This is a genomic window from Psychroflexus torquis ATCC 700755, from assembly GCF_000153485.2.
GTDB classification, from domain to species: Bacteria; Bacteroidota; Bacteroidia; order Flavobacteriales; family Flavobacteriaceae; genus Psychroflexus; species Psychroflexus torquis.
The window spans coordinates 4,092,507-4,114,422 of record NC_018721.1 but is presented as its reverse complement, the minus strand read 5'-3'; the positions used below and the strand labels follow the sequence as shown (position 1 = coordinate 4,114,422).

At 34.4% G+C, this 21,916-nt stretch carries 24 protein-coding genes; 11 read left to right on the top strand and 13 right to left on the bottom strand.

The window, feature by feature from the left end; all coding sequences use genetic code 11:
* The first annotated feature begins 1 nt into the window (after nt 1).
* From hisC to P700755_RS17615, 7 genes are read left to right on the top strand one after another with little or no spacing between them, the layout of a single operon-like run.
* Nucleotides 2-1,042, top strand: a complete 1,041-nt coding sequence (gene hisC / locus P700755_RS17645; protein ID WP_015025972.1) for a histidinol-phosphate transaminase — start codon at nt 2-4, stop codon at nt 1,040-1,042.
* On the top strand, nt 1,039-2,172 hold the full coding sequence (gene hisB, locus P700755_RS17640) for a bifunctional histidinol-phosphatase/imidazoleglycerol-phosphate dehydratase HisB (RefSeq protein WP_015025971.1): 1,134 nt from the start codon (nt 1,039-1,041) through the stop codon (nt 2,170-2,172). The genes hisC and hisB overlap by 4 nt, the downstream gene beginning before the upstream one ends.
* Nucleotides 2,173-2,757 carry an imidazole glycerol phosphate synthase subunit HisH gene (hisH, locus tag P700755_RS17635; protein WP_015025970.1) on the top strand — a complete coding sequence of 195 codons (585 nt, stop codon included), beginning with the start codon at nt 2,173-2,175 and terminating at the stop codon, nt 2,755-2,757.
* Entirely contained in the window at nt 2,754-3,479 is a 726-nt protein-coding gene (hisA, locus tag P700755_RS17630) for a 1-(5-phosphoribosyl)-5-[(5-phosphoribosylamino)methylideneamino]imidazole-4-carboxamide isomerase (RefSeq protein WP_015025969.1), read from the top strand. The genes hisH and hisA overlap by 4 nt, the downstream gene beginning before the upstream one ends.
* Nucleotides 3,480-3,493: 14 nt before the next feature.
* The gene (hisF, locus tag P700755_RS17625; protein WP_015025968.1) at nt 3,494-4,249 is read left to right on the top strand and encodes an imidazole glycerol phosphate synthase subunit HisF; all 756 of its coding nucleotides are present in this window, start codon (nt 3,494-3,496) and stop codon (nt 4,247-4,249) included.
* A gap of 10 nt (nt 4,250-4,259) precedes the next feature.
* Nucleotides 4,260-4,862 carry a bifunctional phosphoribosyl-AMP cyclohydrolase/phosphoribosyl-ATP diphosphatase HisIE gene (hisIE, locus tag P700755_RS17620; RefSeq protein WP_015025967.1) on the top strand — a complete coding sequence of 201 codons (603 nt, stop codon included), beginning with the start codon at nt 4,260-4,262 and terminating at the stop codon, nt 4,860-4,862.
* A 24-nt stretch (nt 4,863-4,886) separates the two neighbouring features.
* Complete coding sequence (locus P700755_RS17615) at nt 4,887-5,672, top strand: tRNA pseudouridine synthase A (RefSeq protein ID WP_015025966.1); 786 nt, start codon at nt 4,887-4,889, stop codon at nt 5,670-5,672.
* Here the strand turns inward: P700755_RS17615 and corA are convergent.
* The 11 genes from corA to P700755_RS17560 form a co-directional block, all read right to left on the bottom strand.
* On the bottom strand, nt 5,669-6,766 hold the full coding sequence (gene corA / locus P700755_RS17610) for a magnesium/cobalt transporter CorA (protein WP_015025965.1): 1,098 nt from the start codon (nt 6,764-6,766) through the stop codon (nt 5,669-5,671). The two genes, P700755_RS17615 and corA, sit on opposite strands and share 4 nt — an antisense overlap.
* Nucleotides 6,732-7,163: a glyoxalase gene (locus tag P700755_RS17605; protein ID WP_015025964.1), complete on the bottom strand. Its 432-nt coding sequence runs from the start codon at nt 7,161-7,163 to the stop codon at nt 6,732-6,734. Before P700755_RS17605 ends, corA begins: the two co-directional genes overlap by 35 nt.
* Nucleotides 7,164-7,429: 266 nt before the next feature.
* A complete protein-coding gene (locus tag P700755_RS17600; protein WP_015025963.1) occupies nt 7,430-8,005 on the bottom strand; it encodes a hypothetical protein in 576 nt (191 codons plus the stop codon).
* Nucleotides 8,006-8,025: 20 nt separating this feature from the next.
* Nucleotides 8,026-10,437, bottom strand: a complete 2,412-nt coding sequence (locus P700755_RS17595; protein ID WP_015025962.1) for a TonB-dependent receptor — start codon at nt 10,435-10,437, stop codon at nt 8,026-8,028.
* Between the two features lie 59 nt (nt 10,438-10,496).
* Complete coding sequence (locus P700755_RS17590; RefSeq protein ID WP_245535966.1) at nt 10,497-10,805, bottom strand: hypothetical protein; 309 nt, start codon at nt 10,803-10,805, stop codon at nt 10,497-10,499.
* A gap of 58 nt (nt 10,806-10,863) precedes the next feature.
* Entirely contained in the window at nt 10,864-11,181 is a 318-nt protein-coding gene (locus P700755_RS17585; RefSeq protein ID WP_015025960.1) for a DUF6787 family protein, read from the bottom strand.
* Between the two features lie 18 nt (nt 11,182-11,199).
* Nucleotides 11,200-11,607, bottom strand: coding sequence for a DUF6146 family protein (locus P700755_RS17580; protein WP_015025959.1), 408 nt, complete (start codon nt 11,605-11,607; stop codon nt 11,200-11,202).
* Nucleotides 11,608-11,615: 8 nt separating this feature from the next.
* Nucleotides 11,616-12,377, bottom strand: coding sequence for a septal ring lytic transglycosylase RlpA family protein (locus P700755_RS17575; RefSeq protein ID WP_015025958.1), 762 nt, complete (start codon nt 12,375-12,377; stop codon nt 11,616-11,618).
* A 5-nt stretch (nt 12,378-12,382) separates the two neighbouring features.
* Nucleotides 12,383-13,336, bottom strand: coding sequence for a D-2-hydroxyacid dehydrogenase (locus P700755_RS17570; RefSeq protein WP_041758949.1), 954 nt, complete (start codon nt 13,334-13,336; stop codon nt 12,383-12,385).
* 10 nt (nt 13,337-13,346) lie between these two features.
* Nucleotides 13,347-14,417, bottom strand: coding sequence for a 3-phosphoserine/phosphohydroxythreonine transaminase (gene serC / locus P700755_RS17565; protein WP_015025956.1), 1,071 nt, complete (start codon nt 14,415-14,417; stop codon nt 13,347-13,349).
* Nucleotides 14,418-14,428: 11 nt separating this feature from the next.
* Entirely contained in the window at nt 14,429-15,463 is a 1,035-nt protein-coding gene (locus P700755_RS17560) for an acyl-CoA reductase (RefSeq protein WP_015025955.1), read from the bottom strand.
* Between the two features lie 61 nt (nt 15,464-15,524).
* On the opposite strand from P700755_RS17560, the gene P700755_RS17555 reads away from it, so the two are divergent.
* From P700755_RS17555 to P700755_RS17540, 4 genes are all read left to right on the top strand, one after another.
* On the top strand, nt 15,525-15,875 hold the full coding sequence (locus tag P700755_RS17555; RefSeq protein WP_015025954.1) for a 4Fe-4S dicluster domain-containing protein: 351 nt from the start codon (nt 15,525-15,527) through the stop codon (nt 15,873-15,875).
* Between the two features lie 175 nt (nt 15,876-16,050).
* A complete protein-coding gene (locus P700755_RS17550) occupies nt 16,051-17,931 on the top strand; it encodes a DNA topoisomerase IV subunit B (protein WP_041758947.1) in 1,881 nt (626 codons plus the stop codon).
* Nucleotides 17,918-18,403 carry a hypothetical protein gene (locus P700755_RS17545; protein ID WP_015025952.1) on the top strand — a complete coding sequence of 162 codons (486 nt, stop codon included), beginning with the start codon at nt 17,918-17,920 and terminating at the stop codon, nt 18,401-18,403. Before P700755_RS17550 ends, P700755_RS17545 begins: the two co-directional genes overlap by 14 nt.
* On the top strand, nt 18,400-20,991 hold the full coding sequence (locus P700755_RS17540) for a DNA gyrase/topoisomerase IV subunit A (RefSeq protein WP_015025951.1): 2,592 nt from the start codon (nt 18,400-18,402) through the stop codon (nt 20,989-20,991). Before P700755_RS17545 ends, P700755_RS17540 begins: the two co-directional genes overlap by 4 nt.
* Here the strand turns inward: P700755_RS17540 and P700755_RS17535 are convergent.
* Together P700755_RS17535 and P700755_RS17530 are read right to left on the bottom strand one after the other, a co-directional pair.
* Entirely contained in the window at nt 20,988-21,359 is a 372-nt protein-coding gene (locus tag P700755_RS17535; RefSeq protein ID WP_015025950.1) for a hypothetical protein, read from the bottom strand. The genes P700755_RS17540 and P700755_RS17535 overlap by 4 nt on opposite strands.
* A gap of 52 nt (nt 21,360-21,411) precedes the next feature.
* A complete protein-coding gene (locus P700755_RS17530) occupies nt 21,412-21,822 on the bottom strand; it encodes a helix-turn-helix domain-containing protein (RefSeq protein ID WP_015025949.1) in 411 nt (136 codons plus the stop codon).
* Between the last annotated feature and the right edge of the window lie 94 nt (nt 21,823-21,916).

The following is a 21,916-nucleotide window of genomic DNA, read 5'->3' as shown; positions in this document are numbered from 1 at the left end:
AATGATTTTAGATAACCTCATAAGAAAAAATGTAAAAAATATGTCTGCATATTCGTCCGCAAGAGACGAATTTAATGCTGATAAACAAAATTATCTGTTTTTGGATGCTAATGAGAATCCATTCGATTCTGATTATAATAGATATCCAGATCCCTATCAAAATGCTTTAAAGGATGCTATTTCTAAGATTAAACAAATTCCAAAACAAAATATTGTTTTAGGAAATGGAAGCGACGAAGTTCTTGATCTCATTTTCAGAGCTTTTTGCGAACCAAAAGAGGATGAGATTATCACTATGCCTCCTACCTATGGTATGTATGACGTATTGGCGAATCTTAATGATATAAAAACAGTTCAAGTCCCTTTGAAGGAAGGATTTCAAATTGATGTTCAAGGAGTGTTGTCGGCCATCACAGATAAAACCAAATTGATTTTTATTTGTTCTCCAAACAATCCTTCAGGAAACTTATTACAAATCAACGATGTAAAAAACATCCTAGGTCATTTTTCTGGATTAGTGGTTATTGATGAGGCTTACATCGATTTTGCAACGAGTAGTTCATTTATCTCTGAATTGAATGATTTCCCGAATTTGATTATCACTCAAACCTTCTCAAAGGCTCTAGCTCATGCAGGAATTCGAGTGGGAATGTGTTTTGCCAGCGAACGTATTATTGCAGTTCTCAATAAAATAAAGCCTCCATATAATATTAATCAACTCAGCCAGACTAAAGCTCTAGAGGTGATTCAAAACTTTGATACTTATATATTTCAAGTTCAAATCATCAAATCTGAAAGAGAATTGGTAGCAAACGAGTTAAAAAAAGTGAGTTGGATACAACATGTTTTTCCTTCAGAATCTAATTTTTTACTCTGCCGAGTAGATAATGCAAACCTGAGGTATGGCCAATTGTTAGAGAAAAAAATAGTAGTTAGAAATAGAACGAATCAACCATTATGTGAGAATTGCTTAAGGTTTACGGTGGGCACACCAGAACAAAACCAAACTTTACTCAACACCATAAAAGACCTTAATTCATGAAAAAAGTTCTATTTATAGACAGAGATGGTACGCTCATTAAAGAGCCAGCAGACGAACAAATTGATAGTTTTGAGAAACTAGAATTTTATCCAGAAGTATTTACTTACATGAATAAAATTGCATCAGAACTAGATTATGAATTGGTCATGATCACCAATCAAGATGGTTTAGGGACTGATATTTACCCTGAAGCTACCTTCTGGCCAGTCCAAGACTTTATCATTCACGCCTTTAAAAATGAAGGTGTTGAGTTCGAAGATATCTACATAGATAAAACCTTTCCAAAAGATAATGCACCCACTAGAAAGCCGAAAACAGGCTTATTGACGAAGTATTTTGAATCTGAGTACGATATGGAAAATTCTTTTGTCATCGGAGATCGGCTTACTGACGTTGAGTTGGCAAAAAATTTGGGTGCTAAGGGTATTTTTATAGATAATAAGACAGATTTAGGACTAGGAGAAGTAGAATCTTCTAATACTGAATTGGAATCTTATATTGGACTTAGTACCAATACTTGGAAATCCATTTATGACTATCTAAAGTTAGAACGAAGAACCGTTAGTCTAAAGCGAACAACTAAAGAAACCAATATTGAAATTAGCATAAATCTAGATGGCACTGGTAAGAGTAACATTTCTACGGGACTTCATTTTTTTGATCACATGCTAGACCAAGTAGCTCGACATGGCCAAATAGATATAGAATTGAAAGCTGAAGGGGATTTGGAAGTTGACGAACACCATACTATTGAAGATGTGGCCATCGTGCTAGGTGAAGTTTTCGCTAAGGCTTTAGGATCAAAATTAGGCATAGAACGTTATGGATTTTGCTTACCAATGGACGATAGTTTAGCCCAAGTTGCTATAGATTTTGGTGGCCGTAATTGGTTAGTTTGGGATGCTGATTTTCAAAGAGAGAAAATAGGAGAGATGCCTACAGAAATGTTTATGCACTTTTTTAAGTCCTTTACAGATGGCGCAAAATGCAATTTGAACATAAAAGCCGAAGGAGACAATGAGCATCATAAAATTGAAGCTATCTTTAAAGCTTTTGCAAAATCTATAAAAATGGCTGTAAAGCGAGATGCGGAAAAAATGATTTTACCAAGCACAAAAGGACAACTTTAGATGAAGATTGCAATAATAGATTATGGAGCTGGCAATGTTAAAAGTATTGAGTTTGCTTTACAGAGACTAGGATACTCCTCAGAACTAACAAGTAGTACTAAGACTATAAAAGGAGCAGATCGCGTTATTTTTCCAGGAGTTGGAGAAGCTAGTAGCGCTATGAAAATGCTAAAGAGCACAGGACTAGATCTCCTTATTCCAACTTTAGAACAACCTGTTTTAGGGATCTGTTTAGGAATGCAATTGATGTGTAGCTATTGTGAAGAAGGCGATACCAGGGGCTTGAACATATTCGATACAAAGGTTGTGAAGTTTAACAATCAACTCAAAGTACCACAAGTAGGATGGAATACAATTATTGACCTAAAAACAGACCTTTTTAAAGGTGTAGAAGAAAACTCCTATATGTACTTAGTGCATAGTTTCTATGTTCCAGCGTATCGAGATAGTATTGCTAATTCCAGTTATGGAGTAGACTATAGTGTTGCGCTTCATAAAAATAATTTTTATGGAGTACAATTCCACCCAGAAAAAAGTGGCAAAATAGGTGAACAAATTTTAAAGAATTTTATTGAAATACGATGAGAATAATTCCTGCAATAGACATAATAGATGGCCAATGTGTGAGACTCTCCAAAGGCGATTATAATACTAAAAAAGTTTATAATGAAAATCCGCTTGAGGTTGCCAAGGCTTTCGAAGATAGTGGAATTGAGTATTTACATTTAGTAGATCTAGATGGTGCTAAGTCCAAACACATTGTGAATCATAAAATACTAGAAGATATAGCAACACATACCCGTCTCAAAATTGATTTTGGAGGTGGTTTAAAGACCGATAAAGACCTGAAAATTGCTTTTGATTCTGGAGCACAACAAATTACGGGAGGGAGCGTAGCCGTTACCAATACATCACTATTTTTAGAGTGGCTAACTCAATTTGGTTCTCAAAAAATTATCTTAGGGGCAGATGCTAAAGATGGAAAGATCGCTACGGGTGGATGGAAAAAGGCTTCAAACTTGGAAATTGAAAAGTTTATCAAAGATTTTGTAGCTCATGGTATCGACTATGTTATTTCTACAGATATTTCTAAAGACGGTATGTTACAAGGTCCTTCTACAGACTTGTACAGATCCATTTTAATGAATAATCCAGATTTGAAACTAATAGCGTCAGGGGGAATTTCAAATTTGAAAGATCTTGAAGATGTTTTGGAAATAGGCTGTGAAGGTGTGATTATTGGAAAAGCTATTTATGAAAACAAAATCAGTTTGAAAGAACTGGAAAAGTTTGTTTTAGAACACTAAAAAACGAAAAAACATTGCTTACAAAACGTATTATACCCTGTTTAGATATTAAGAATGGCCGAACGGTAAAAGGCGTAAATTTTGTTGAATTAAGAGATGCTGGTGACCCAGTAGAATTAGCCAAAATTTATGCTGAAAACTTTGCTGATGAGTTGGTTTTCTTAGATATTTCAGCAACAGAAGAACGCCGTAAAACCTTAGCGCAATTGGTTGAAGACATTGCGAAACATATCAATATCCCCTTTACGGTAGGTGGAGGTATTGCTTCGGTGGAGGATGTGGCTTTGTTATTAAAATCTGGTGCAGATAAAGTTTCGATAAATTCTGCTGCAGTGAAAAACCCAAAATTAATTTCAGAAGTAGCTCAGCGATTTGGTTCCCAATGTGTCGTGGTTGCTATTGATGCCAAACAAATAAATGGACATTGGAAAGTTCATTTGGTTGGAGGAAAACAACCTACAGAATTAGATTTGTTCGAGTGGGCCAAAGAAGTTCAAGAGCTTGGTGCTGGAGAGATTTTGTTCACTTCAATGGATAATGATGGAACTAAGAAGGGTTTTGCTAATGAAGCCTTAGCCCGACTCTCTGATGAGCTTCACATTCCTATTATCGCTTCAGGAGGCGCAGGAACAATTCAACATTTCGAGGATACCTTTAAACTAGGAAAAGCAGATGCAGCTCTTGCGGCTAGTGTTTTTCATTTCAAAGAAATAGAAATTCCAGACCTAAAGCAAGAACTCAAGGCTAAAGGAATTTCCATAAGAATTTAAAAAACTAACTATGACTATAGATTTTAAGAAAGATAAAAGTGGTCTGGTGCCAGTCATTGTCCAAGATGCTAGTACCAAAACTGTTCTAATGCTAGGGTACATGAACGAAGAAGCATACAAAAAAACCATTGAAACCAAATTGGTGACTTTTTATAGCAGAAGTAAAGAAAGACTTTGGACTAAAGGCGAAGAGAGTGGTCATACTTTGGATTTGGTGGATATTAAGGTAGATTGTGATAATGACACTTTGCTCGTCAATGTTCATCCCAATGGGCCAACCTGCCACACAGGAGCAGATACCTGCTGGAAAGAGGATAACAAAACTACTTTTGGGTTCCTAACCAACTTAGAATCAACCATTGCTCAACGCAAGCTGGAAGCTAATCCCAAAGAAAGTTATATCGCTAGTTTATTCGAAGAAGGAATTAATAAAATAGCACAAAAAGTAGGAGAGGAGGCTGTTGAAGTTGTTATTGAAGCTAAAGATAGCGATGATAATTTATTTTTGAATGAAAGTGCAGATTTGCTTTTTCATTATCTGATTTTACTTCAGCAAAAAGGATTTGAACTTAAGGATGTTGTGGAGGTTTTGGAGCGACGAAATAAAAAATAAGTGTTAATTTGATTTTAGTTTAAAATGCAGTATAAACGCTTCTACTATCTCATTCAGCTTCAGTATTTAGGCTTTCGGTATCACGGCTGGCAAAAGCAACCTGATGTCCTTACCGTTGAACATATGCTCCACAAAACTCTAAATTTTATATTGGAGAATCAGCGCTTTAAGGTTCTTGCTGCTGGGCGTACAGATGCTATGGTATCTGCAAACCAAACCTATATTGAATTGTTTATTTATGAAGACGAACTTGATTTGGAAACCTTTCTAGAGCAATTCAATAAAAATCTTCCTCAAGATATAAGGGCTTTGTCTATTGAAGAGACGACTGCCGATTTTAATATTATTCAGCATCCAAAAATTAAAGAATACTTTTATTTTTTCTGCGTAAAAGAAAAAATGCACCCGTTTTGTGCTCCATTCATGGTGAATTTGCAAGAAGACCTTGATATTGAGTTGATGAAACTAGGGGCTAAGCTTTTCGAAGGAGAGCATGATTTTTATTCCTTTACGTTCAGACCTAATCCGGAAACCAAGACGGAGGGGAACATTGAACGCTGCGAACTCACAGAAAACGATATCTATACTGCCAACTTTTTCCCAAACCAAAGTTTTGTATTGAAGGTAGTAGGAGAAGGTTTCAAACGTCAACAAATTAGATTGATGATGGGTGCCTTAATCGATCTTGGGAGACATAAGATAAGCTTGGAAGAATTAGAAAAAACCATCGACGGAAGTCATAAAATAAAGCTTGAGCATATTGCTCAAGCCTCAGGTTTAATTCTTAATAAGGTGAGTTTAAAACTTTAAAACCATTTCTTTTTTCTGAAATAGAAAATTAGGAGAGCAGTCATTAATATCATGATTCCCCAAACGATAAAATATCCAGATTTAATATTGAGTTCCGGCATATAGTCAAAGTTCATCCCGTAGATACCTGCTAAAAATGTTAGTGGAATAAATATAGTAGACATAATAGTCAACACTTTCATGACTTCATTCATCTTAATGCTTAAGCTACCCATATACATGTCCATCAATCCCCAAACAATTTCTCTGTAGATATCAATATTTTCTGTGACCTGAAGAATATGATCGTATAGATCGGCAATGTATGCTTTTGTAGATTTATCATAAAGCGGATGTTTTGAGATCTGCAGCTTGTTTATAAGTTCTTTTGCAGGAAAAACAGCCTTTCTAATGCTTAAAATCTCTCGTTTCAGTAACTGTATTTCTGAGGTTGAAGCTTTGCTAGCATCTTCAATTATTCTTTCCTCAAGGTCTTGAATTTTTTCTTCAATGGTTTCTAATAAATTGTAGTAATTATCCACAACTGCATCTATTAGGGCATAAAAGAGATAGTCTGTATTCCTTATACGAATTCTTCCTACTTTATTATGAATACGCTCTCGAATAGAATTGAAAATAATATCATGAGATTGCTGAAACGAAATGATATAAGACTTATTAAAAACAAGTCCAAAATGATTTTTAATCAATAGGTCTGTTTCGTTATGGTAGATCATTTTTAAAGCAAAAAATACATAATCTTCAAACTCATCCAATTTTGGGCGTTGCTTTGTATTGGCTATATCTTCAAGCACTAAAGGATGAATATTTAATAGGGAACCAAGTTTGGATAATTTTTCGACATCATGGACTCCTATAAAATTGATCCAGTGTTTGAATTGAGGTTCGTGAGTGACTAGATCGAGCACTTTTTCTATAGAACAATTGTTATTATAAATGACCTTCTCCTCATTATAACTGATCACATTTATGACTGTATCCTCCGAAGTTCCCTCACCTACATAGGTTATTTTACCTGGAATTTGATTCTGGATAGGTTTACGTTTAAAACTTAAACGCTTAGGGTGTTTTAAGCTCGGAAGAGTTTTGCGCACTTTGTTTTTCAAAATAGTGGATCTCAGTTTGTAAGCGTTCTTTAGTTAAATTGATGATTCTTTTATTAATTTCAGAAGCATTTTCAATATAAAATTTATACTCTTCAATTGTAAAATGCCCCATAAAGATTCCCCTTATAAGATTTTTAAATTTTGAGTCTTTCTTGACGGTATTCTCAATGTATTTAAGCTTTTCCTCATGTCCAAGTTTATGGAATGCATTTTTATAGCGAATGATATAATTTTCAAAAATAGATAGTAAAATGTCATTTTGAAATTTAGCGATAGGTCTTAAGGTCGAATTTTGAAAAGATTCCAAGCTTAAGGTGAGAGAGCTTACTTTAGCATTGGGAATTTCTACGCGTATGGATATAATATCCTCATCTCTTGTCTTCATAATATATATTTTGTCTAAAGTAAGGATTCTTTTTTAAAAGATATGAGTTATATATGCTACACTTTTAAGTATGTTTAGCTTTGAGAATAATTTATATACATTCAATAAAAATACTTTATTATTGCTAGATTTGTTACATAAAAAAGCTGTCCGTTGTATGTTTTAAAGTATTTAAAGGACTATTTCAGGAAGAACTTTAAATATCAGCAGAACATTTTGGACAGCTCTTTTTTTACGACAGAGTTGGTTGAACTTATGCCATGTTTTTATTCTACAGTGACATTAAAAGTCACTTCGATATCTGTTTCTCCTCCAACTTCAGTTAAATCTCCTTCACTTGCTCCAGGAGCATTTTTATCACCTTCATGAATAAGAAACACAGTAAAGTTACCTTGGCTAGCATCACCTATTGCTAAGCTAAATTCTACACCAACAGGGTTTCCATCGTTGTCTAAAGCTCCAGTATAAGTAGGAATAGCGTTTAAAGAATCCTCTACAATATAAAACACTTGATGCTCTTCAGCTTCTTCAAGAACCTCAATGGTGATGTCTTCAGCAGGGTCTTCCAGCTCATTCAAAAATTCTACACGTCCAGTATAGGTAGTATTCGCAGATAGTGATGGACTTGTAATTTCTGGATTGGATCCATCTCCATCCAAATCTCTGTAAGTAAAAGTTATAATTTCACCACCTCCTTCAGGAGTCAGTTTTAACTTCAAAGTCGTGATCACTTCTTCTTCGTTGATCACTTGTGGTGCATCATCGTCATCAGAACAGGCGCTAAAAACGAGCGTTGCTAAAAGGCCTAAGCTTAATAATTTAATTGTTTTCATAGTTTTCATTTTTTAAAATTTAATTTGTGTTAATAATTGAGTTTTAATTGTAACATAGCATTGGTGCCAACTTCATCGGCATAAAATCTTAATCTATTGAGATAATCTCTATAATTAGTATTTAAAACGTTGTTAATCATCACGTTGATGCTTAACTTAGTTTTATTAAAGTCGAAGTCTAATCCTGAACTAAAATTGAGAAGATGATAAGCTTCTGGTGTAGAGCTAACATCCACTTCAACTTCTTCAAATTCGCCACTAGTAGTATTGACGATATCTGTTCTAAAATTATTATCAGGAAATTCGTTTTGTTGAGTAACCAACTGGCTATTTAAGGAGACATAAAAATTATTCCATTCTTTTTTGGAATAGGTTATCGTATTTGAAACATTGAAAGGAGGCATATTAATAAGTGCCTCATTTTGTTCGACATCTCTTCCATTGACATAAGCAAAATTGGACAAGAACTCCAAATTGTTAAAGCTATAATTGGCACTCACGTCTATACCGTAAAGTCTTGCATTGGTTTGTCTATACTCATACACAGGGAAAGCTCCTCTTATAGTTGTTTCTATACCGTTGGGCTCCAATACTATAAAGTCTTCAATATAATTGATGTAAGGCTGAATATTGAAGCCAAACTTTTCTACAACACCTTGAAATCCGACTCCTGCTTTAAAGGATTGTTCTGAATCGAGCTGAAGATCACCAAGTTCTATACTAGAAATGCTGTGGTGTAAGCCATCACTAAACAATTCTGAAGGGTTTGGTGCTCTACTCCCTGAACTTAAATTTCCAATCAATTTAAAATCATTTTTGAAAGTATATGTTGCCCCTACAGTTGCAGAAATATTGTGGTAGTCGAACTGCGGATTTGTTAAAATCTGATTTCCGTCTTCTCCAATTTCAAATTCAGGAAAGAGTTGATCGTAACCTAATTTTTCCCATCTCGAGGTGATATAGAACTTATCAGCATCTATAGTATTAAAATCATAGCGAACTCCCGCATCTAGATCCCAACGCTCTGACACATCATAAGCGGTGGTAGCAAAAATTCCAGCAGTGTACATGTTATAGTCTGGAATAAGTCTTCTCACTCCAGTATTTGGATTTACAAAGTTATTCTGAGCATTGAATTCTAAACCGAAATTAGAGTCAAAACCCTCCAAACTCGTCCATTCCAGTTGAGTAAGTAGGGTGTGGGTTTTAAGTTCCATATCCATAGCTGGTGTGTCTCCACGTCCACCACGTCGAATATCAAACTCCAATCGATTATTTTGCTGAAAAGAATATTGTAAACTTAATTCTCCAAGGTTTTTGATTTTTTTGAAAGTTTCCAGTTTATATATTTGATGCGTCACTTCTTGTTTTGGATTATCGATTGTATAAGAAAAATCTTCAATAAAAAAGGGCTCTTGTCTGTTGATAGAATTTACGAGATCTCTAGCGTTTCCTATATGGGACGCTCTCAAAATACCAATTTCAGAATTGGTTAACCGATAACTAAAATCAATCCCATAATCTATTTTATTAAGGCCAATCCCCAAACTGAGATTGTTTTCTCTTTGCCCTGTATTGGTAAGTTGGTAATCAGGGGCTTCAAGATCACCAAGACGTTTTAAACTCCCCTGAAATCTATAATTAAATCCTGAAGATTTTGCTTTTATGAAACTTGTAGAGATATTTCCCCCTCGGCCATTGCTGGAAGCATTAAGAATAGTTTTACCCATTATTGTGTCTTTAATAGGTGCTTTTTGGGGTTCTATAACAATGGTTCCTCCAATGGCATCACCACCATACTTTAAGGCTGAGGCTCCTTTTATGACAGTTATATTGGCTGCGGAGTTAATATCGACATTGGGAGCGTGATCAACACCCCATTGTTGGTCATGAAGTCTCACATTGTCGTTGATGACAAGAACTCTCGAGCTATGTAAACCTTGTATAATGGGTTTAACAATAGAATTTCCAGTATTTAAAGAGGACACACCGCTTATACTCTTAAGTGCATCTCCTAAAGAGGCATTGCTAAATTTTTCAAGCTCCTGTGTCTTTATTTGATTGGATATAGAGGAATTAGATTCGTTATTATAAAGTTTACCTTTAAGTAAAACTTCATTCAATTCTTCAAGATGATGTTCAAGTTTAAAATTGATTTGACGATTTTCTTTCAGATTGATACTTTTTGTTTCTGGTTCACAAAAAGGGTGAGAAACTTTGAGTTGAACTTCACCCTCACAGACACCTTCAATCTTGTAAAAACCATTTTTATCGGTGTAAACGCCTTTATTAAGACCCACGAGTTGAACAACAGCTCCAAATAAAGGGGATTTATCGTGTATATCTATCACTTTTCCTGATATAGTTAACTCACAATCTTGAGCTTGAGTAACAAATGAAAAAAATATAAATAGGCACAAAAGAATAGACTTTTGGTACATATAATTCAGTGTAATGTAATTAGTATTCTAGTATATAATGAAAAGGGAAGGGTAAAAGACTATACTAGAAGAGAGGGAGGAGGCTTGTTGTAATACTCACCTGAAGGCATTAAAATAATAGTCAAAGAAATATCTATTATGCTAGGTGTGATTGTTAAATATTCAAAAGAGTTTTGAATATCAACATCTAAAATAGGAGAAATAAACTGAACATCATTAGAATGTGTAACAATAAATTGATCACATGTTTCACATTGTTCTACTGAAGATATATCGTCATCAAACAAATGGCTAAGAGCATGTGTATTCACAACGGATGTTGTGAGTACCATGAAAAGTAATAAACTTATTAGCTGTTTGATATTCAAAGTTTAATCATTTTTGCAAATGTACTATTTTTTCAGAAAATAAAAGAAAATTTAAGCTTTATTGAAATAGAAAGGCGAGTCCAAGTCTGGAAAGCATTTTCTTTTCAAAATTCCAGAAAAATTTATTTTGTCCAAACAGAGTACCAATGGCAACCAACAAGACTTGATAAATTGGAAAAATGATTAATATTCGTAATGAGTAATAACTAAAGACTCCAAAAAAATGCTCTGGGAAAGAAGCTCTTGTTAACTCCAAAAAATTTAAAACGGGCTTTGCTGAATAGGCTGACAATGAACCTGTAATGGCGAAAACAATAAAAATGATGACCAATTGAAAGTTGGATTGTATGCCCCAGCGTTCTTTTAATTTATTCATTTTGCAAAAATACAAACCTTATCTCAATCTCTGATTATATTTTTCTTCAAAAAATAAAAAATAATGGTATAGTAAATAATTCACCTCGTATCCGTAGTCGACACCCATTTCATAATTTATACGGAAAGGATATAAATTTGGATCAAATCCCATGGGGTCGTTCACTCTCATGTTATAAATGATAATGTAGAATTCATTGCGTTGATCTAAGTAATTGAGTCCATAATACCCTCTTGGTCTTTGCGAAGCTAGCCAAGCGTTAAAACCAGGTTCTACGATAATGATTTCATACTCAAGGGAATCGTTGGCAATTCTAATGGTATCGTTGTCCACTTTTGAATCCTCGAAAGCCTGTTTAGTTCCCTGCTTTTGTATGGAACAACTCATTACAGAACCTACTAGAAGAAGTATGATTAAATAGCGCATCTCTAAATTTAATCTTTTATAGTCATATCTACAATGAAAGAGTCAGGATATTTGTTCAACATTCTGCTCTGAAAGTTTTCTGCTGCTTTCCTACTTTTATATTGGCCTAAAATAAGTGTATAGACCCTGGATCCGCTAACTGTTTTTACCTGTACAAGCACTTTACTGTTATAGTTTACTTTTAGCCTATTGACCATTCTTAACAGATTATCAGTATCCTGGAAACTCGCAATTTGTACGCCGAAGAAATCTGGTGTGATTTCATCGATATTTATCTCATAAAACTCTTTTTCCTCAAAGGTCTCTATAGATTGCATTTGCGAGTTATTATTAGTTTTATCTTTATTTGTTGTAGGCTTAGCAATAGGAGTTTGAGGCGTGGAAGGTGAAGTAGAAGTAGAAGCTGAAGTTACGTTAACATCTTGGTTTTTTAAAACTTCAATTTTCACCTCTGTGACGCCATTATCTAGTATGTCTAAAGTCTGTGCAACAGATCTTGACAAGTCTATAATGCGACCTCTTATAAAAGGGCCTCTATCGTTAATGGTAACCATAGCAGTTTTATAATTTTGAAGATTTGTCACTTTCACCTTGCTTCCAAAGGCTAATTTTCTATGAGCTGCAGTAGGTAAGTTGTGCTTATAAATTTCCCCACTTGCAGTCTGTTTACCTTCAAATTTATCGGCATAAAAAGAAGCTTTACCTGTTTGTGTTTGAGCGAAAGCAATACTACTCAACCAAAATAGAAAACAGAATACGTAAAATTTCATGAGATTTAGTTTAAGAAGGATAGGATTTGATTAGCTAGTTCCATAGCAATTCTATCTTGAGTTTCTTGTGTTGCTCCGCCAATATTTGGGCTCAAGGACAATTTAGGATTCATCAGTAATTGGATAGGAGGTTGAGGCTCGTCTTCAAAGACATCTAATGCAGCAAATCTCAACTCATTGTTTTCAAGTGATTTAACCAAGGCTACTTCGTCTACAGCTTTAAAGTATGAAGTATTTATTAGTCCTGCTGTAGGCTTCATCTCTTTAAGCTCTTTAGGGCCAACAAGGTAGTTTTTTTGTTTCGTGGTTATATGAAGACTCACAAAATCTGAAGTGGAAAGCACCTCTTTCAATGGTGAAGATGAAAGATTGAATTTTACAGCTTGTTGATCATAAAAGTCTAAAGTGATTTCAACATGCTCTTCATTTTTATCATAATATATAACCTTCATCCCTAAGCCAATGGCCTTTTTCGCCACTTCTTGACCAACATTTCCAAAACCAATAATCCCAAGTATTTTACCTTCAACCTCGGTTCCTGCTGAATAAGAGTGTCTTAAAGTGTCGAATTTACTATCACCTTCGAGTGGCATTTCTCTATTAGAATCTTTTAAATGTCTTACACAGCTGAGGAGATGACCAATAGTCAATTCTGCAATACTATTGGAGGAAGCGGTTATCGCCTGAAAAACGCTCAACCCTTTTTGTTCTGCGAAATCAATATCAATATGAGTGGAGATGATATCACAATTACCAATAAATTTTAAGGTTGGGCTTTCAGAAAGAATAACTTTTGTAAGCGGAGTAGACCTTTTGACCAAAACACCATCAAACTCATTGGTGGTGATGTATTCTGATAACTGGTTTTGCGCTACTTTTTTTATAATAACTTCATGGCCAGCATTTTCAAGTAATTGAACTCCTATGCCTGAAAGACCATCTGTTGCTAAAATTTTCATTTTCATTTTTTTATGCGGTTTTTTCAAAATTTTTCATCACGTCTACAAGTACTTTAACGCTATCTAGAGTCAATGCATTGTACATAGAAGCTCTATACCCTCCTACGCTTCGGTGACCGTTTAAGCCATTGATATGGCTAGCTTTCCATAACTTGTCAAATTTAGGACCAAGTTGTTCATCTTTTAATGAGAATGTTGCATTCATCATGGAACGGTCCTCTAAGGCTGTAAATCCTTTAAATAGCGGGTTTCTATCAATCTCAGAATAAATTAAATCAGCTTTGGCTTTGTTCTTTTTCTCTATAGAAGGAACACCACCATTTCTAGATAGCCATTCCAAATTTAACATAGAGACGTAGATCGAAAATACTGGAGGCGTATTGAACATACTCTCCTTTTTGATCATTAATTGGTAATCCATCATAGAAGGTATTGCTCTAGAAACCTTGCCCAAAATATCCTCTTTCACTACAATGAGAGTTGCTCCAGCAGGCCCCATATTTTTTTGTGCCCCAGCGTAGATCAAATCAAATTGGGAATAGTCGAGTTGGCGAGAGAAAATATCGCTACTCATATCACAAACTAAAGGCGTATTTTCTTTTTTTGGGAACGTCTTCATTTGAGTCCCGTAGATGGTGTTATTACTCGTATAGTGAAGATAATCTAAGCCTTCCGGGACCAGAAAATCTTTTGGGATATAGTTATAATTGCTACTTTTTGAACTGGCCAAAACTTCAGTTTTTCCAAAATTATTAGCTTCTTTTATAGCATTAGAAGCCCAAGTTCCAGTGTCTAAGTAGCCTGCTTTCTTTTCTAATAAATTATAGGCTGTCATTAAAAACTGCATACTAGCTCCTCCTTGTAAAAATAAGGCTTTATAACCTTTGTCCTGTAAATTAAGATGCTGTAGTGCAAGTTCTCTTGCTTTCTCTATAATCCCCACAAATGCTGTACTTCTATGAGAAATTTCCAAAATAGAAAGTCCAGAATTATCCAAGTCAATAACCGATTGTGAGGCCTTTTCAAAGACTTCTAAGGGAAGTATACAAGGGCCAGCACTAAAATTATGTGGTCTTTCCATGTCTTATCGTTTTAGTGTTGGATTAAAAATTCTAAAGTGTCCACCCCATCTGCATAATCAGACAACTTTGGATTTTGTGTTTGCCCAAAATTAACCTCTGTAAAATCTTCATTTCCAACGGTACATTGTATCTCTTCATGTCTTTCTCTCAGGGTGATTTCAAGTTCTTTTATACTGGTGTACTTTTCATAAAACAAAGTCCCAATAGGGGATGAGAATTGTTTATCTTCTTTTAAGAGTAAAAAACCATTGTCTAAAAGTTTTACGGAGCTCATTAAATAAACGGCCTTATTGTAATCGTAATTATTAGCGTATTTATGATGATGGATATAATCTTTAAATTTAAACATAGCTTTGAAAAAATCATCAACATCATAATCTTCAGGGATAAATAGCTTTGAAACGTTTCTACATCCCAACCCAAAATATCTAAATACATCTTCGCCTAAGGCTTCAAGTTCAGTTTTAGATTCAGTTCCATTTAGAATAGCTAATGAATTTCTATTTTTCCGAATAATATGAGGTTTATCTTTAAAGTAATATTCAAAATACCTTGCTGTATTATTACTTCCTGTAGCTATAACACTATCAAATTTCGGTAATCTATCATTCGTAAATACAATTTTATCTTCAAAACCTGGGTGAATTTTAATCAGCTCTTCAGCCATAAAAGGAAGCAGCAAATTATCGTTGGATGATAACTTACCAATCACTTTATGGCCAAGAATAAGAACACATAAAAAATCATGAAAGCCGACTAAAGGTATATTTCCAGCCATAATAACAGCGACATCTTTTTTAGGCATCGCCGATATCTTGTAGGGCGTAAGCCAATTACGAAGCTGTTTTTTTGTCAAAGCTTTTGCCCAAGCCGCTATCGATAAATGGACCTGATCTTGTGTAAACCAGGCATTTTGAATCTCAGCTTGCCTAATGATATTAGTCAATTTTTGTGAAAAATTTGAGCTTAAATCTTTAGAATCTGTGTAATTTTGCAGGTATAATCCAAGTTCTGAAAAGGTATTTATTCTATCATCTAAAGTCATAAATTTGGCTAACCGTTAGAGTATTTATATTTCTGAACAAATTTACATAAATATTACTCAAATGGCTATAAAAATAACAGACGAATGTATCAATTGCGGTGCTTGCGAGTCGGAATGCCCTAATACAGCAATCTATGAAGGCGGTGATGATTGGAGACATGCCGATGGAACAAGTTTGAAAGGTGATATTGTTCTTCCAAACGGAAAAGAGGCAAATGCTGAAGAAGCTCAGGAACCTGTAAGTGATGAATTATATTATATAGCAGCAGACAAATGTACGGAGTGCATGGGATTTCATGAGGAACCCCAATGTGCAGCGGTTTGTCCAGTAGATTGTTGCGTTCCCGATGACGAGCATGTGGAGTCTGAAGAAACACTTTTAGGTAAGCAATCTTTCATGCATAATAAATAAGTTTATTCGATACTATTTAATTTGCTAAAGCCTTCATTATGAAATTGATGAAGGCTTTTTTAGTTTTTGAAAATATTTCTACCTTAAAGATGCTCCAAAAGCTTTAAGATTATAAATTTGTGTTATGATTTTTATTTTACAGAAATCGTAGTATATTTCGATGTTGAGAAAAAATATGGCACAAGAAACAAAGTACACAGAGGATAACATAAAATCTTTAGACTGGAAAGAACATATCCGCATGCGACCGGGCATGTACATAGGTAAACTTGGGGATGGCTCTAGTGCAGACGATGGTATTTATATTTTATTAAAGGAGGTTTTGGACAATTCTATCGATGAATTTGTGATGGGTTCTGGAAAAACTATCGAAGTGTCTATTCAAAGCACTAAAGTTAATGTAAGGGACTATGGACGTGGAATACCTTTAGGAAAAGTAGTGGACGTAGTTTCCAAAATGAACACAGGAGGAAAATACGACACCAATGCCTTCAAGAAATCTGTTGGTCTTAATGGTGTAGGGACTAAAGCCGTTAATGCACTTTCGAGTTATTTCAGGGTAGAATCATCACGAGATGGAAAATCGGTATCTGCTGAGTTTGACCAAGGTAATTTAATTAATAAAGAAGATCTTGAGGAATCATCAAGACGCAGAGGGACTAAAGTAACTTTTATTCCCGATGAAGTTATTTTTAAGAAATATTCATACAGAAATGAATATATCGAAAAGATGCTTAAGAATTACGTCTACTTAAACCCAGGACTTACTATAATGTTCAATGGTGAGAAATTTTACTCTGAAGAGGGTTTAAAAGATTTACTAAGCGACAGAATCCGAGAGGAAGATCGATTATTCCCTATTATTCACCTGAGGGGTAACGATATTGAAGTTGCTATTACCTTTAGTAAAGCACAATATTCTGAAGAATACCACTCTTTTGTAAATGGTCAAAATACCACACAAGGAGGAACTCACCAGACTGCTTTTCGAGAAGCTATTGTGAAAACCATTAGAGATTTCTACAAGAAAAACTTTGAGCCCAGCGATATTCGAAAGTCAATTGTTTCTGCTGTGAGTATTAAAGTGATGGAGCCTATTTTTGAAAGTCAGACCAAAACAAAGTTAGGTTCTACAGATATGGGAGAAGACTTACCATCGGTTAGAACCTTTATATTAGATTTTATGAAGCAAGAGCTTGATAATTATCTCCACAAAAATAATGAGACTGCTGAACAATTACACAGGAAAATTCTAAGAGCTGAGAAAGAGCGGAAAGATCTTTCTGGAATCCGAAAACTAGCAAAAGATAGAGCTAAAAAATCAAGTGTACACAATAAGAAATTAAGGGATTGTAGAATACATTTAGAAGATACTAAAAAAGAAGGTTATCTTGAAACAACACTTTTTATAACCGAAGGAGATTCGGCTAGTGGGAGTATCACAAAATCTAGAGATGTAAACACACAAGCCGTATTTAGCCTTAAAGGTAAACCTCTAAATTCTTATGGACTGAGTAAAAAAATCGTTTATGAAAACGAAGAATTCAATTTGCTTCAAGCTGCTCTTAATATCGAAGATTCTCTAGAGGACTTGCGTTATAATAATATAGTGATAGCAACCGATGCAGATGTAGATGGCATGCACATTAGGTTGCTTATCATAACGTTTTTTCTTCAATTTTTTCCAGAGCTAATTAAAGAAGGTCACCTTTATATTTTGCAAACACCGCTCTTTAGAGTTAGAGATAAAAAGCAAACGTTTTATTGTTATTCTGAAACAGAAAGACGAGAAGCCTTAAAAAAATTAAGAGGTAATCCAGAAATCACTCGCTTTAAAGGACTTGGTGAGATCTCTCCAGACGAGTTTAAAAATTTTATAGGCGATGATATCCGTTTGGATCCAGTAATGTTGGATAAATATAAAAGCATACCAGAAATTTTAGAATTCTATATGGGGAAAAATACACCAGATAGACAAAATTTCATCATAGAAAATTTAAAAGTAGAAATCGACCTCGTAGAAGAAGTCAAAGAAGAAATTAATGAAGTTAAATAATCATAGATTTGTAAAAGTTATTTTCGGAGTGTCTAACTTTTCAATGTCTTTTTTTCTATTAATTATCTTTTTAAATTATCAATTAGGTCAGCAATTAGATCAGCAATTTTTTCCTTCAGACAACTACTTTTACCCAGCTTTGATAGGGGTAGGATTGTGGTTAATTTATATTTACTTCGTTGGTAAGTATTTTAAATACAACAGTGAAGGAAACTTAGTTTCGTTTATAAATAAAGGTGTTACATTATCAAAATTTGAAGGCAGGACTAAGATTCATGAAATAAAAAAAGATAAAATAAAGTCTTATAGGATAACTAACTTAATCATTTACAGACGATTAAATATTGTGTATTCAATAAAGAATTCAATAAAAGATATTCACACCAATATCAGCTTATTAAGCCCCAGAAAAACTAGATATTTGAAATTATCCTTAGATAAAATCATAGCAAAAAACCAAACTAATTTATGAGTGACGATCTAGATTTAAATCCTGAATCTCAGGAGCCTTTCGATCCTACTGCAAAAGACGAGTCTGTAAAAGTAACAGGAATGTTCCAAGAATGGTTCCTAGATTACGCATCATATGTCATACTAGAAAGAGCAGTACCCGCCATAGAAGATGGTTTTAAGCCTGTACATCGTAGGATTTTACATTCTATGAAAGATCTAGATGATGGAAGATATACAAAGGTTGCCAATATTGTAGGCCATACAATGCAATACCACCCTCACGGAGATGCAAGTATCGGAGATGCTATCGTTCAAATTGGTCAAAAAGATATTCTAATAGACACTCAAGGTAACTGGGGGAATATCCTTACTGGAGACCGTGCGGCAGCATCTCGGTATATAGAAGCAAGATTATCCAAATTTGCTCTGGAGGTCGTTTTTAATCCAAAAACCACAGAATGGCAAATTTCGTACGACGGTCGTAAGCAAGAGCCTGTTAATTTACCAGTTAAATTTCCAATGGTATTGGCTCAAGGAGCAGAGGGTATTGCTGTGGGTTTAAGTACAAAGATTCTTCCCCATAATTTCATTGAACTTATTGATGCGTCCATCAAGCATCTAGAAGGTAAGCGTTTTACAATATTCCCAGACTTTGCAACTGGAGGAATCGCAGATGTTTCAAATTATAATGACGGCCTTAGAGGAGGAAAAATAAGAGTGAGAGCCACTATTGAAGTAAAAGACAAGAATTTACTGGTGATTAACGAAATCCCTTATTCAACAAACACGTCAACACTCATAGATTCTATCCTTAAGGCAAATGACAAGGGTAAAATTAAAATTAAAAAAATTGAAGATAATACGTCTTCAGATGTTGAAATTCTTGTTCACTTACCCAATAACATTTCACCAGACAAAACTATAGATGCTTTATTTGCTTTTACCAATTGTGAGGTGTCAATTTCTCCCTTAAGCTGTGTTATCATTGATGATAAGCCTCATTTCTTAGGAATGTCAGAGCTTTTGAGAATGAGTACTGAAAATACGGTAGAGCTCTTAAAAACCGAGTTAGAAATAAAACTTGGAGAACTTGAAGAGCAATGGCATTTTGCGTCCTTAGAGAAGATATTTATAGAGAAACGCATCTATCGAGATATTGAAGAAGAAGAAACTTGGGATGGTGTTATAGATGCTATTGACAGGGGGTTACAACCTCACATAAAGCATTTGAAACGAGACATTACCAGGGATGATATTTCTAGACTTACTGAAATCAGAATTAAAAGAATTTCAAAATTCGACCTAGATAAAGCAGACCAAAAAATAGAAGCCTTGGAAGCGGATATCGAAGCTGTAAAGCAAGATCTTGACCACTTGATAGATTATTCTATCAATTACTTCAAAATGCTTAAAGAGAAATACGGTAAGGGCAAAGAACGCAAAACGAGAATTCAATTGTTTGAAGATATCGAAGCCTCCAAAGTCGTAATCCGAAATACTAAGCTTTATGTCAATAGAATTGAAGGCTTTATAGGCACTTCTATGAAGAAAGATGAATATGTTACCGATTGTAGTGATATTGACGATATCATTTGTTTTACTGAAGATGGAACTATGATGGTATCCAAGGTAGAGGGCAAGACCTTTATTGGGAAGAATATTCTATATGTAGGAATCTTTAAGAAAAAAGATAAAAGAACCATCTATAATCTCATTTATAAGGATGGTAAAGCTGGTTTTAGCCATATGAAGCGTTTTGCTGTTACCTCAATAACAAGAGATAAGGCATACAGTATGGGAAATGATAAACCGGGAACAAAAGTTTTATATTTTTCTTGTAACCCTAACGGTGAAGCAGAGTTAGTGACTGTTTTTTTAAGACAAAAGAAAGGTTTAAAACGTTTGAAATTTGATATTGATTTCTCAGACCTAGCTATTAAAGGCAGAAATGTGAAGGGAAATTTAGTCTCCAAAATGCCCATTAAAAGTGTTGATCTTAAAGAAGAAGGAGTCTCTACCTTAAAACCAAGAAAAATATGGTTCGATGAAGCGGTAAGACGTCTTAATGTGGACGAAAGAGGAGAACTCTTGGGAGCTTTTAAAGGTGAGGATAGGTTACTGATTATTAGACAAAATGGAATTGCTAAAACCATTATTCCTGAACTTACTACCCGTTTTGAAAACGACATCATAGTTATGGAGAAATGGAATTCTAAAAAACCAATTTCGCTTGTATACTGGGAGGGAGAGAAAGAAAAATACTACGTCAAGCGCTTTCAAATTGATAACGCTGACAAGGAGGAATTAATTATCACTGAACATCCTAACTCTCAGCTGGAAGTAGTCTCTACAGACTATATTCCTCGAATTGAAATTGAGTTTAAAAAGACTAGAGGAAAAGATAGAAGATCTAATGAAGTAGTAAATCTAGAAGACTTTATATCTATTAAAGGAATTAAAGCTCAAGGTAATCAACTCACCTCAGATCTAATCAAGCAGATTGATCTTATAGAACCATTACCCTCTGATAAGGAATCCGAGGAAGCTATAGTCCCTGAAACAGAAGATAAAAAGGAGGATAACCAACAATCCTCTTTGTTTGATTAATCGACTTTTACGACCCGTCCTTTTTGCTTCTTATTTTTCCCTACAATTTTATACTCAAAAGTATAGGAGTTGTTTTTGGTGGATATAATTTTCATGTGGATGGGCTTTTCTTCAGCTAAATTTTTGGGATTTAACGATTTTAAGACGTATTCACAGTCATTAATCCAGCGGATCGATGCAGTGTCTCTTTTGTCCTTGTAAATTTCGATTTCTATCGAATCATTTCTAATAAAAGTAGTCTTCACTAAATCTCCTTCTAAATAAGCCTCAAACTCAAAGGTTCCTGTTTTAAAATCTTCACAATTTCTTTCAGGATTATAACAGGATATAAAAAGAAGACATAAAATTAATGCAGTGAGGTAGCGCATGTTTTTGAGCAAAAATAATTAAATCAAAAGTTATTATAGTAGACTATAACAACTAATTCTGAAAAGATTCAAAGCTACCATCGGTGTAACATATAATTACTTTTTGAATTTCTTTTTTAGGGTGTGAAACCTGATTTGAATTATCATTTAATAGAGGTTCAATAGTCTTTGGTTCTTCTGGTTTTATATCATCGACGAACTCTTCCTTAGCATTTATGACATTCCTATTGTCTTTAGAAGAAGGGAAATACCCTTTTCCATTTAAAAGCCAATAGAGCTCAACTTCCTTAAAGTTGGATACTACCTTCATTACAAAATCTAAACTTGGTTTATTACGTCCAGATATAATATGAGAAATAGAAGCTCGACCCACATCAATTCGGTCTGCGAATGAAGAGGCAGATAAGTCGTAATACTCAAAGATTTCTTTGAGTCGTTTTGTAAAATCTAAACTGTTTACCATTGTAAACTATAATTAATTTAACCGGTTTATGCTTATACGAATGTAAACAAATAAACTGAAAGAGAGGTCATCCTCATGTTTACAAGTTACTTAT

What these genes read in the sequence shown, in the direction of transcription:
- P700755_RS17600 (WP_015025963.1), bottom strand. Translation starts at nt 8,005, where the DNA reads ATGAAAACTATGAAAACAATTAAATTATTAAGCTTAGGCCTTTTAGCA.
- P700755_RS17560 (WP_015025955.1), bottom strand. Translation starts at nt 15,463, where the DNA reads ATGACTTTAGATGATAGAATAAATACCTTTTCAGAACTTGGATTATAC.
- P700755_RS17555 (WP_015025954.1), top strand. Translation starts at nt 15,525, where the DNA reads ATGGCTATAAAAATAACAGACGAATGTATCAATTGCGGTGCTTGCGAG.
- P700755_RS17575 (WP_015025958.1), bottom strand. Translation starts at nt 12,377, where the DNA reads ATGAAATTTTACGTATTCTGTTTTCTATTTTGGTTGAGTAGTATTGCT.
- P700755_RS17545 (WP_015025952.1), top strand. Translation starts at nt 17,918, where the DNA reads ATGAAGTTAAATAATCATAGATTTGTAAAAGTTATTTTCGGAGTGTCT.
- P700755_RS17535 (WP_015025950.1), bottom strand. Translation starts at nt 21,359, where the DNA reads ATGCGCTACCTCACTGCATTAATTTTATGTCTTCTTTTTATATCCTGT.
- hisC (WP_015025972.1), top strand. Translation starts at nt 2, where the DNA reads ATGATTTTAGATAACCTCATAAGAAAAAATGTAAAAAATATGTCTGCA.
- hisB (WP_015025971.1), top strand. Translation starts at nt 1,039, where the DNA reads ATGAAAAAAGTTCTATTTATAGACAGAGATGGTACGCTCATTAAAGAG.
- P700755_RS17580 (WP_015025959.1), bottom strand. Translation starts at nt 11,607, where the DNA reads ATGCGCTATTTAATCATACTTCTTCTAGTAGGTTCTGTAATGAGTTGT.
- P700755_RS17605 (WP_015025964.1), bottom strand. Translation starts at nt 7,163, where the DNA reads ATGAAGACAAGAGATGAGGATATTATATCCATACGCGTAGAAATTCCC.
- P700755_RS17540 (WP_015025951.1), top strand. Translation starts at nt 18,400, where the DNA reads ATGAGTGACGATCTAGATTTAAATCCTGAATCTCAGGAGCCTTTCGAT.
- hisIE (WP_015025967.1), top strand. Translation starts at nt 4,260, where the DNA reads ATGACTATAGATTTTAAGAAAGATAAAAGTGGTCTGGTGCCAGTCATT.
- P700755_RS17530 (WP_015025949.1), bottom strand. Translation starts at nt 21,822, where the DNA reads ATGGTAAACAGTTTAGATTTTACAAAACGACTCAAAGAAATCTTTGAG.
- P700755_RS17550 (WP_041758947.1), top strand. Translation starts at nt 16,051, where the DNA reads ATGGCACAAGAAACAAAGTACACAGAGGATAACATAAAATCTTTAGAC.
- serC (WP_015025956.1), bottom strand. Translation starts at nt 14,417, where the DNA reads ATGGAAAGACCACATAATTTTAGTGCTGGCCCTTGTATACTTCCCTTA.
- hisH (WP_015025970.1), top strand. Translation starts at nt 2,173, where the DNA reads ATGAAGATTGCAATAATAGATTATGGAGCTGGCAATGTTAAAAGTATT.
- P700755_RS17585 (WP_015025960.1), bottom strand. Translation starts at nt 11,181, where the DNA reads ATGAATAAATTAAAAGAACGCTGGGGCATACAATCCAACTTTCAATTG.
- hisA (WP_015025969.1), top strand. Translation starts at nt 2,754, where the DNA reads ATGAGAATAATTCCTGCAATAGACATAATAGATGGCCAATGTGTGAGA.
- P700755_RS17615 (WP_015025966.1), top strand. Translation starts at nt 4,887, where the DNA reads ATGCAGTATAAACGCTTCTACTATCTCATTCAGCTTCAGTATTTAGGC.
- P700755_RS17570 (WP_041758949.1), bottom strand. Translation starts at nt 13,336, where the DNA reads ATGAAAATTTTAGCAACAGATGGTCTTTCAGGCATAGGAGTTCAATTA.
- P700755_RS17595 (WP_015025962.1), bottom strand. Translation starts at nt 10,437, where the DNA reads ATGTACCAAAAGTCTATTCTTTTGTGCCTATTTATATTTTTTTCATTT.